Annotated in this window: 12 protein-coding genes; 3 read left to right on the top strand and 9 right to left on the bottom strand. The window is 35.7% G+C overall.

All coding sequences use genetic code 11. From position 1 onward, the window contains the following. From glpK to proC, 8 genes are all read right to left on the bottom strand, one after another. A partial coding sequence (gene glpK, locus JF53_RS08595) for a glycerol kinase GlpK (protein ID WP_053351200.1) occupies positions 1–1,077 on the bottom strand: 1,077 nt, incomplete at its 3' end. Between the two features lie 51 nt (positions 1,078–1,128). Continuing rightward, entirely contained in the window at positions 1,129–1,941 is an 813-nt protein-coding gene (locus JF53_RS08590) for an MIP/aquaporin family protein (RefSeq protein ID WP_047982345.1), read from the bottom strand. Between the two features lie 216 nt (positions 1,942–2,157). Then, positions 2,158–2,706: a glycerol-3-phosphate responsive antiterminator gene (locus JF53_RS08585; protein WP_047982346.1), complete on the bottom strand. Its 549-nt coding sequence runs from the start codon at positions 2,704–2,706 to the stop codon at positions 2,158–2,160. A gap of 246 nt (positions 2,707–2,952) precedes the next feature. Next, positions 2,953–4,083: a DNA polymerase III subunit beta gene (gene dnaN / locus JF53_RS08580; RefSeq protein WP_047982347.1), complete on the bottom strand. Its 1,131-nt coding sequence runs from the start codon at positions 4,081–4,083 to the stop codon at positions 2,953–2,955. A 29-nt stretch (positions 4,084–4,112) separates the two neighbouring features. Next, positions 4,113–4,556 carry a GNAT family N-acetyltransferase gene (locus tag JF53_RS08575; RefSeq protein ID WP_047982348.1) on the bottom strand — a complete coding sequence of 148 codons (444 nt, stop codon included), beginning with the start codon at positions 4,554–4,556 and terminating at the stop codon, positions 4,113–4,115. Between the two features lie 449 nt (positions 4,557–5,005). Beyond that, positions 5,006–5,446: a YybH family protein gene (locus JF53_RS08565; RefSeq protein WP_047982349.1), complete on the bottom strand. Its 441-nt coding sequence runs from the start codon at positions 5,444–5,446 to the stop codon at positions 5,006–5,008. Positions 5,447–5,464: 18 nt separating this feature from the next. Continuing rightward, positions 5,465–5,887 carry an NUDIX hydrolase gene (locus JF53_RS08560; RefSeq protein WP_047982350.1) on the bottom strand — a complete coding sequence of 141 codons (423 nt, stop codon included), beginning with the start codon at positions 5,885–5,887 and terminating at the stop codon, positions 5,465–5,467. 163 nt (positions 5,888–6,050) lie between these two features. Beyond that, positions 6,051–6,848, bottom strand: a complete 798-nt coding sequence (proC, locus tag JF53_RS08555) for a pyrroline-5-carboxylate reductase (RefSeq protein WP_047982351.1) — start codon at positions 6,846–6,848, stop codon at positions 6,051–6,053. Positions 6,849–7,023: 175 nt separating this feature from the next. On the opposite strand from proC, the gene JF53_RS08550 reads away from it, so the two are divergent. Further along, a complete protein-coding gene (locus JF53_RS08550) occupies positions 7,024–7,884 on the top strand; it encodes an ABC transporter permease subunit (protein ID WP_047982352.1) in 861 nt (286 codons plus the stop codon). Beyond that, positions 7,877–8,794, top strand: a complete 918-nt coding sequence (locus JF53_RS08545; RefSeq protein ID WP_047982353.1) for an ABC transporter permease — start codon at positions 7,877–7,879, stop codon at positions 8,792–8,794. The genes JF53_RS08550 and JF53_RS08545 overlap by 8 nt, the downstream gene beginning before the upstream one ends. A gap of 60 nt (positions 8,795–8,854) precedes the next feature. Here the strand turns inward: JF53_RS08545 and JF53_RS08540 are convergent, their stop codons facing one another. Then, on the bottom strand, positions 8,855–9,397 hold the full coding sequence (locus tag JF53_RS08540) for a histidine phosphatase family protein (RefSeq protein WP_047982354.1): 543 nt from the start codon (positions 9,395–9,397) through the stop codon (positions 8,855–8,857). Positions 9,398–9,853: 456 nt separating this feature from the next. On the opposite strand from JF53_RS08540, the gene JF53_RS17755 reads away from it, so the two are divergent. Beyond that, positions 9,854–10,564 (top strand): excalibur calcium-binding domain-containing protein, encoded by a 711-nt coding sequence (locus JF53_RS17755; RefSeq protein WP_053072011.1) that lies wholly within the window; start codon positions 9,854–9,856, stop codon positions 10,562–10,564. The last annotated feature ends 108 nt before the right edge of the window (positions 10,565–10,672 follow it).

The following is a 10,672-nucleotide window of genomic DNA, read 5'->3' as shown; positions in this document are numbered from 1 at the left end:
TGCGTCACTATCCCAGTACGGTGTACCTAATCCTACAAATGCCGGCACAAGGTATACACCATCCGTTGAATCAACTTTTGTAGCAAAAGCTTCACTTTCAGGAGCACTTTCAATCAGACGTAAACCATCACGTAACCATTGAATAGCAGATCCAGCAACGAAAATACTTCCTTCTAGTGCATATTCAACCTTACCATCTACTCCCCAAGCAAGCGTAGTAAGTAGTCCGTGGTCAGATTTAACACCTTCATCTCCAGTGTTCATAAGCATGAAACAACCAGTGCCATAAGTGTTTTTGGCCATACCTTTTTCAAAGCAAGCTTGTCCAAATAATGCAGCTTGTTGGTCACCAGCAATTCCTGCAATTGGCACTTCACCACCAAAGAAGTGGTAATCAACTGTTTTCGCATAGACTTCAGACGATTGACGTACTTCTGGAAGCATGCTCTTTGGAACTGTCAAGATTTCTAATAGCTCATCGTCCCATTTCAAGTCATAGATATTGAACATTAACGTACGAGAAGCATTGGAATAATCGGTTACATGTGCCTTTCCACCAGATAACTTGTATACTAACCAAGTATCAATCGTACCAAATAATAAGTCGCCCTTCTCCGCTTTTTCTCTAGCACCTTCTACATTATCTAAGATCCATTTAACTTTTGTACCTGAGAAATAAGGGTCTAATAATAATCCAGTTTTCTCACGGAATAAATCATTGTAGCCTTGTTCTCTTAATCCACGACAAATTTCTTCTGTTTGACGAGATTGCCATACGATAGCTCGGTAAATTGGTTTACCTGTGTTTTTATCCCAAACAACGGCGGTTTCTCGTTGGTTTGTAATACCGATACCCGCAATGTCTTCTGGCGTAATATCTGCTTTACGCATAACTTCTGCGATACACGATAAAATAGACGTCCAAATTTCATTCGCATCATGCTCTACCCAACCTGGCTTCGGAAAGAACTGTTCGAACTCTTGTTGCGCCGTCTGAACTATTTCTCCTTTTTGATTGAATAAGATTGCACGTGAACTTGTGGTCCCCTGATCAAGCGATAAAATATATGTTGCCATTCTCGTTTCCTCCTAAAATATTCCTAAATCTTTTTCTATGATCTAGCCGTATTAATTATTGCCTGCTTGTTTGGCCTTATTTAATTCCGAACGAACTGCATAAATTAAAATAATTGCTATAAGTGCACTTACTATCCAAAACTGGATCGTAAAATCTCCTAAAAATAATGATTGATAGAATAATCCGCCGTAGATACCGCCAAGAACCGGACCAACTACCGGAATCCAAGCATAACCCCAATCAGAGCTACCTTTACCCGGAATTGGTAGTATTGCATGGGCAATTCTTGGTCCCAAATCACGAGCTGGATTAATGGCATAGCCAGTTGTTCCTCCTAAAGACATTCCAATTGCAATAATTAACAAACCAACTATAAATGGATTTAGCCCTTCTGTAAATTGGTTTGCACCAATGAACATAAGACCAAGCACTAAAACGAATGTACCAATTACCTCACTAACTAAGTTAGAAGCATAGCTTCGAATAGCTGGATCCGTTGAGAATACGGCTAATTTCAAGCCAGGATCTTTTGTCGCACCCCAGTGCGGTAAATAAACTAAGTATACAATGACCGCTCCTAAAATGGCACCAATCATTTGACCTGAAATATATAATGGAACATCTGCCCACGGGAATTCACCAATGGAAGCAAAGCCTAATGTTACAGCAGGGTTTAAATGTGCTCCGGAAAAATTACCAACCGCATAGACACCCATCGTTACTGCAAGTCCCCATCCGATTGTAATTAAAACCCAACCAGTTCCTTCTGCTTTCGTGTTCTTCAGTACTGAACCAGCCACGACTCCACCACCAAAGATGATAAGAATCATTGTACCTATAATTTCCCCAACAAATGCTGTCATATAAAACCACTCCCTCTATATATGTTTTACAAAAGATGAAAATATAAGATAGATAATGGTGAAATAATAAAAAAACCACACGAAACAAATGAAACCGATTACTTCGGATTCCATAATGTTCGTGTGGTTCTCCATTTCTCCAACACTTATCTTAACTTCTACTACTACTTTAAAACAAACTGAAAGCGCTGTCAAACATTTTTTATATTCAGAATCTTACTGTAAATCCCACAGTTCCGTATTCGATGTTGTAACCGCTACAGAATAGCCATTTAGTGCATTATAGACATCTTCAGCAGAACGTATAAGTCCTCCTGCAATTAACGGAATACCAGTTTCTTCGTGAATTTCTTTCATCACACTTGGAATGATTCCAGGTAGCACCTCAATATAATCTGGTTTGACATTTTTTACGATTTTCAAGTTATGATCTAGTGCATGGCTATCTAGGGCAAATAATCGCTGTATACCGGTTATTTGATGTTTCCTTGCCGTAGCAATTACATTAGCTCTTGTAGAAATGATTCCGTCTACTTTGACATTATTAATTAAATACTCTAAACCATACTCATCCACTTTCAAACCTTGGATTAAATCGGCATGCATAATCACTTTCTTATTGTGCTGCTTCGCATACTGAACAAGACTTTTAATTTGAGAAAGTCTTGTTTCTAAAAAGATGATATTTTCGTGATCGCTTTCTAATACTTTTTCAAAATCCTTCATATTGCGAAGAGCAGGTAATACACCTTCTAGCTTTGCCATCTATGTCACCTCTGGTACGATTGAATCATATTGTCATTAACAAGGTATTGATTATACATGTATTTGAGGGGAATAACAATTAAGATGCTACTTACTGGAGTAGTACTTTATTACTAATCTTCTGCAAAAATTAGCCTATTACTCTTTATTAGTATTTCTAACATGCGCTAAGCATAAAACTTCCAGACAAAATTTAAGGCCATCAACTTGATGACCCTTAATACGTTATTAATAATATCTGCTTTTCTAATTTGACCTTACTGGTGAAATGAGTTGAAGTTGAGAATCGTTACCAACCGGCTGAATCATCACTGGTCTCATTGAACCATTAAAGCTAATAGTTACCTCATCTTCTTTTATTCCCTTTAATGCTTCTAACATAAAGTTACTATCAAGCGAGATTGTTAACGTCTCTTCTCCAGATATATGCTTAATGAATTGAGATTCTTCAATTTGCCCCATTTCGGATGATTTGGAGGAAATTTTAATCTTTGAACTACTGTCTAATTGAATTCTTATGTTGTTATGTCTTGAATCACCTGCAAAAATACTAGCTCTATCAATACCCTTTAGTAATTTCACCGTATCCAGGGTAATCGTTGTGCTAGATTGCTGAGGAATTAACCCTGCCGCATTGGGATATTTTCCTTTTATTAACTTTGAAGAGACGGTTATTGTATCAGATTTAAAAACAATCGTAGACTCTGATACAAAGATTTCAATTTCCTTTGGATAATTAGCAAATACCTTTAATAATTCACTTAGCGATGCACTAGGCACTGTATACGAGCCAATTAAATCAGATTCTATTTTATGCTTTATTAAAGATAATCGCTGAGAATTGGTCGCGACACACGTAAGCATATCTTTTTGAAAATAAAAATTAACACCAGTAAGTACTGGGCTGGTTTCACTTTTTGAAGCAGCAAATATAGTTTGCTTAATTATAGTTAGTAAATCTTTTCCTGCTATACTGATGCTGTTTTTTGATTTGATTTCAGCGATCTGTGGATATTCTGTAGCATCAAGACCATTTATTTTAGTAATTATTTCATCAGATTGTAGGATAACTGAATGCTTATCAGTGACTTTAATGTAAATGTCATTAGGCATTTTTTTAATAATTTCACTTAAATAACGAGCCGAAATTACAATACTACCCGTTTCAATAATCTCTATGATACTTTCCCCATCAATTTCTATGGGGATAGTTTCCTCGATTACAATTTCAGAATTGCTTCCCACAAGTATTAACCGATCCGTTTTGACCTCAATTTTTATTCCTGATAAGATAGGGAGCACTGTTTTGGACGATATTGCTCTACTAACTTCAGATACAGCCTCATTAAAATGAACCTTATTTATTTTGAACTCCATTTACCAAACCTCACATAGTTATTCTTATTTTACTGTAGCTTTTTTTCTAAAATAATTTTGGGCTCTCCTAAACTATCGGTGAACGTTCCAATAATGTAGAAACCACTCTTAATGTTCAAAATCAGCATACTACGCCACTGATTTTTGGTTTTTGTCTGAACAGAATAATACCCACTTTCACGGATAAATTCGTGCTGTTGCTTCATTAACTCGGAAGCTATTCCTTTATTTCTATAACCAGGATCTACTCCACCTAACCAACTGTAGAACTGTTCGCGATTCAGAGCATAGCCAATTTTATATCCGACTAATTTTTCATCATCTATCGCAACATCAATTCTCAAGTTTGGTTTTTCACTCATTCTCCCTGGTAAGTCATCTGATTCACCAAAAACGGTTGTATGTAATGCGACAATTTGGTCTACCATTTCTTCATTAGGTATTTTATTGAAACTAGCATATGTTAGCCCCATATTCTATCTCCTTTTGTAAAAACATTACTACTAACTAATAAACGCCCCTAATAACAACGGCAATATCATTAACACTATAGAACCGCATATTAGCGTTAATGAAACCCGTCTTGGAAGTTTCACCCTGCCTTTTCCTTTATACCAACCCGAGAATTGCAACTTATTTCGATATAAAACAAAGAATAAAATAAGAACAGCCACCTGCCCCAGCCAAGTATATGTTTCTGTCCCTTCGTTAACAGTATAAATGCTCCCTATAATGTACATGCATATTCCGCCAAGAATGACAAAAAGAAAAATAATCCGAAGTAATTCTAATAAAATTCTCATTTCTGAATTCACTCACCCTCTTAAATACATTCGTAACATACTAGCTGAATTTCAAATCGAAATTTCGGAAATAAGTACCGATAGAAGCGTACATATTTAAAGACATTAAGACTCACTTCCTACTTCAAGTTAAAAATTCCCTTTCCTGTTTCCATATCGATTGGCAATGAAGAGTGCTCATGTTTAATAGCCCAGGATTCATTTTCTCTACTTAATCCAAATGTGAATCTATTTGTCATTTGACGTAGTTTTTCTCCAGATTCTTCATGATGTGCAGCGAATGTAACCGCACAATGGATGAATGCAATAGTTGGGCTCTCTTCCACTACTACATCATTAAAATCTGTTTTTAGTATAACTCCATCCTCAGTTAAACCATTAAACCATCCATTCACAGCTTCTCTCCACTCCGAAATACCAATACATTCCCAGTTTCCCCAGCAATCATAAATATGTATGTCAGGTGAATATGAAGCTAAGAATCTCTCAACATCTTTCTCATAAATTGCAGATTTATAATTTTCTAGAACATCAAATACTTTATTTAAAACAACCGACATTTCTTTCCACCCCTTTTTTTAATATCGATTATCTAAGTTTGGAAAAGAGCCCTTATTGATGATGGATAAAAGCAATTCCAAGTCTTCAGGATATAAATGATAGATTTTCATAAGTTCAGACGAAGAAATCCACCTTGACGCTTCAATCGTTTTATCGGGGTCCTTAATTCCTTCACTCTCCCCTATTTTCTTCACCATAAAATAGTGTGTCTTCACATCAAACCCTTTAATAGTTATTTCTTTAACAAATAATTCTTCGATAATTTTCACAGGGTAACCTGTTTCTTCCTTCACTTCTCTAACACAGCATTGCTCTGGAGTTTCTCCTTCTTCTATTCCACCTGAAGGAATTGCCCATTTTTCAGTATCAATACCTCTTACCATAAGGATTTCATTATTTTCGTTTATGCAAATCGCAGCCGAACCAACCCATTCCTTCATACGAGATACATCTCCTAATTTTTCTCTACAGTTTTAAAAATACCATTCCATCTTCTATTTTTATTCTACCATAAAATTCAGAAATTTAATGTTGATTTCCAATAAAACAAAATCACACAGTAAATTGCTAGCTGTGCGATTTTGTTATAGTCCTTTATATAAATTAACCTTTCAACTTATCCAAATTAACCTGTACCGCTTTGATAACGGAAGAGCGAAATCCACTATCTTCCAGACTTGCAACTGATTGAATGGTAGTACCCCCCGGGGAACAAACTTCATCTTTTAAAATTCCTGGATGGATTCCTGTTTCTAACACCATTTTCGCGGCTCCAAGAACAGCTTGTGCTGCTACCTTATATGCTTGGGATCTTGGCATCCCATTTAAAACTGCGGCATCAGCTAGGGCTTCCATGTACATATACACAAATGCCGGTGAGGATCCTCCTACTGCACTCGCCGTATCCATCAGACTTTCATCTATTATTTCTGCCTTACCAAAGCTTTCAAATAATCGCTTGATTTCTTGTTGTTCCTCAGAAGTTACAAGCTCATTAAAGCTGATGCTTGTCAGACCTTCCCCTACTAATACAGGTGTATTGGGCATTGCTTTTACTAGCTTTAGCTTTTTATTGAATCGCTCTTCGGTTTGAGCAATGGTTTGTCCTGCCGCAATCATTATAATAATTGCTTCTTCCTTAATTACATCCTTTATTTCAGCAATAACGGCTGGATATTTGTCTGGTGTAATAGAAAGAAACACTATATCACATTTTTTAGCAACATCTTTGTTATCCTCTGCAACCTGTATGCCATAGGTAACCTTTAAATCTAATAGTTTCGGCATTGTTCGGTTGGACGCATAAATATTTTCAGGCTGTGCATACTCTGCCTTCACCATACCACCAATAATTGCTTCTGCCATCTTCCCACTGCCAATAAATCCAATCGTTCGCTTCATATATAAAATCCTCTCAAGATGTGAATTACTCATAAAGCTATATTTTAGTATAGACTACCTATTCTTGCAAACCAGCTCTATATAAGATAATTATTTCAATTTCAACTTGAACAAATTTTCAGTAAGTGGTATTTTTTACTTATCGTAAAATGTCGAACAGCAAGGAAGGTAAATTATGCGAACCACGTTTTCTTTAGTTGGAATCATTGTATTTATATTTATTTTAGCGGCAATTCCAATGTCTTTAACGATTACTAATGGTGATCTTAGTATCCATTTTCAAGCCATTCTTGATTTAATTAAAAACTATGTTGCGGGAGTATTTAACGGCGATTCCTTTCTCTATATAGAGGGGAAAAATCGCACCTATAATCTCGCGCAGGATTTACCAGCTTATTTTGGGACGTCATTCCTCTATTTATTGCTAGCAGGATTTCTAACAGTTTGTATTGGGATGGCGATTTCTGCGTGGCATAGTAAATCCAAAAAGGAGTGGGCAAAAGATATCATCGGTTTTCTTGGTACGATACCGGATTTCATTCTTGTGCTATTTCTCCAAATTAGTGTTGTCTTTATCTATCAAACGACAGGATTTAAGTTAGCTAGAATTGCTTCCCGTTCAACGGATGATAATGCATTTCTCCTACCATTAATCACGCTAATTATTGTACCGACAATTTATTTAATTCGTACGTTATCCGAACGGACGTATGATGTGCTTGCGGAGGATTATATTTTAACAGCGAAAGCAAAAGGATTGAAGAAACGCTATATTTTCATCCATCATGTCGTTCGCAATGTCATTCCGTATTTAAAAGCTGATCTACATAAAGTGATTGCTATCATGATGAGTAACCTTTTTATCGTGGAATACCTTTTTAATCTCAGAGGAATTACAAGCATTCTGTTTAGTGGAATGTATCAATATAACCTTGTCGTTAATACGTTATTTTCCTTAGTCATTCTTTATCTACTCATTTATTGGTGTATTCGTATCCTAATCATTCTAATGGAGAGGGTGTTTGCGCATGATTAATTGGCGATTATGGGTCGGCATTGTATCGACTAGTTTCATCCTATTGATAGCACTATTCGGGCCAGCACTTGCTCCATATGAAAAGGATTTTATGGAACCATCTGGCTATTACTATAACAACTCCGAGGACTTCGGATTTTACGCTTCTCCCTATCCACCATCAAAAAAGCATCTATTTGGAACCGATCAGTGGGGGTATGATATTTTGACACTATTACTCTATGGTGCAAAATATACGATTTTTGTTGGGGTGGGCGTGGCATTATTACGAATTCTTCTAGGCGGGGTACTTGGAATCTGGTTTGGCTTATCTGGACGCGAGCAAAAAAAATCCAATCCTATTTTCGGCTTATTAGGTAGTATCCCAGCCTTCATCATCATATATTTTTTATTGGTGGGTATAACGATTAATTCATCACTTTCCGTAATAGAACTTACATTACTCCAATCAACTTTAATGATTATCGTAGGGTTTCCGGGTGTCTATGCTGCCATTTATAGTAAGACACATGAGTTAAAACAATCCTTATATATTACCGCTACCAAAGCATTAGGTGCGGGGAAAGTTCGAATTCTTTGGAAGCATATTCTTCCGCATCTAAGAAGTACTTTATTTGTTATGTTTATCAAAGAAATAATTCTTGTCCTAACATTAATTGGTCAGCTTGGGATATTTAATCTATTTCTTGGCGGAACCATTCTACGCTTAGGGGGAAGTTCAACCTATATATCTATCAGTAGAGATTGGGCTGGTCTGATCGGCCAGTGGCGTTCGTATATTTACGATTCACAATGGATTCTATATTTCCCATTGCTGGCGTTTATTTTCTTATTGTTCGCGTTCTATATGTTGTCACGAGGACTCGAATTAAAGCAAAAATCGATGATGCAGAAGTTTCCACATATTTGATTAGTAATAAAGCAGCCAAAATCTAGTAAAAAGATTTCGGCTGCTTTATTTTTATGTGATTTATGCTTTCCACAATCGTTCAATCTGAAAGGTTTTATGTTCCATACTAAGTAAATAAACATCAGGATTGCTTAAATTTTTCCATTGCTCGAACCCGAACTTCTTATCAAAGTGATTTAATAACAAGGATAGAATTCCACCATGTGCCACGATAATTGTGTTTTCGAAATCACTTTCCACTAGTTCATTGATTACCTCAACTATTCGGTTCATGGCTTCCCTACTGGATTCTCCACCTTCATACGTTAAATCGAAATCACGGAATGTTGCTTCCAATTTGTCCATCCAATCTGGAAAGAAGGTGCTGCTTAGTATACGTTCCGTCAATCGGTTATCTTGTTCTATTTCTATGTTCCTTTTCTCCGCAAATGGCTTTATTGTTTGAATTGCTCGTAAGAATGAACTGGAGATGATTCTATCAATCTGTTTATCATGTAAAAAGTTAGTCAATGCACTGGCTTGAATAAAACCTTCTTCTGTTAATGGTGCATCTAGTGCTTGCCCAGTTGCTTCACAGTGTCTGATGAGATAGATATTCTTCATATATTAGCCCCCTTGAAAACATGTTGTGGGATTCCCCCAATTCATCAACTATATTTTCAATCATTAATATACAGATTATATTTATTAATTCAAATTATATACTTGAACTTTTACAGAATAAACATAAGAAAAATATATTTCATTCTATAATTAGTTACAGTGGTTACAAACAGCAATTAATCTGATATTTTCGTTATTTCCCAACTTGATAAAATAACCGTACGTTTCATAATAAAAAAATGTCACTTTTTGTCGAAATATGCAATAAAATATTTAACCTTTCCCAATAGCCCATATTATCTGGTAATGATAATATTTTATATGGAACTAGTATGAAAAGGGGACAATGTAGAAAGCTGTTTGGGCATATTTTCAATAGTTTAATTCACAACTTAGAATACCCTCAGTGTAATAGTAAACAAATACAAAAAATACAGTTACAGGGGAGTAATTAAAGTGGAATCATTAGCGTATATTGGGCTTTTAGCAATCATTTTTTCAGTAGGTTATCTGGTTTATCATTTTATTAAAAAAACAAAAAATAAAGAGAGAACCATTTCAAAAAAGATATTATATCCTACTTTATTTGGAGGTCTACTATTTTTTATTATTGGTGCACCATTTGTTGATACTGGTGTCCATGAGCAACTTGACAAAGCATTGAAGGAAAACGAAGAGTTATTGACTCTACATGAGTCATTAGAGTCAGAAAAAAAAGATTTGGAAAATCAAATAGCACAGTTAGAAAATAATATTGAAGAAACTACCGAAATAATATCTGATTATGAAAACCAAATAAAATCATTCGAAAAAGAAAAATCTGAAATTGATACCATTACCAGTGAACTATCTGAGTTAAAGAAAGAAAATGATATCCTTAAAAAGCAAGTACAGACCTTAGAAACTCAGTTATCTACTGCCGAAGCAGAGGCTACAGCTGCAGTAGTTTCTGCTAGCAAATCTTCACAATCATCAAGCTCTAGTAACAGTTCAGCTGGAGGTTCCGGATCTAACAATAATTCAAGTAGCACTTCTTCATCAAATTCAAGTGTTTACTATAAAAATTGTACAGCTGTAAGAGCTGCTGGAGCTGATCCTATACGTGAAGGTGACCCAGGTTATGGAACTCATTTAGATAGAGATGGTGACGGAATTGGTTGTGAATAATTTTAAAGGGGCTGGGACATAACTAGCCAAAAACAACTTAAAAATGGTTCCAATCATTAAAAATTGATGATTGGAACCATTTTTAAGTTGGATTAATTCCATTATCTA

The sequence above is a fragment of the Ornithinibacillus contaminans genome, from assembly GCF_001038425.2.
GTDB lineage: Bacteria > Bacillota > Bacilli > Bacillales > Amphibacillaceae > Ornithinibacillus > Ornithinibacillus contaminans.
Note: the sequence above shows the minus strand (reverse complement) of the source record. Positions and strands in the feature narration are given on the sequence as shown.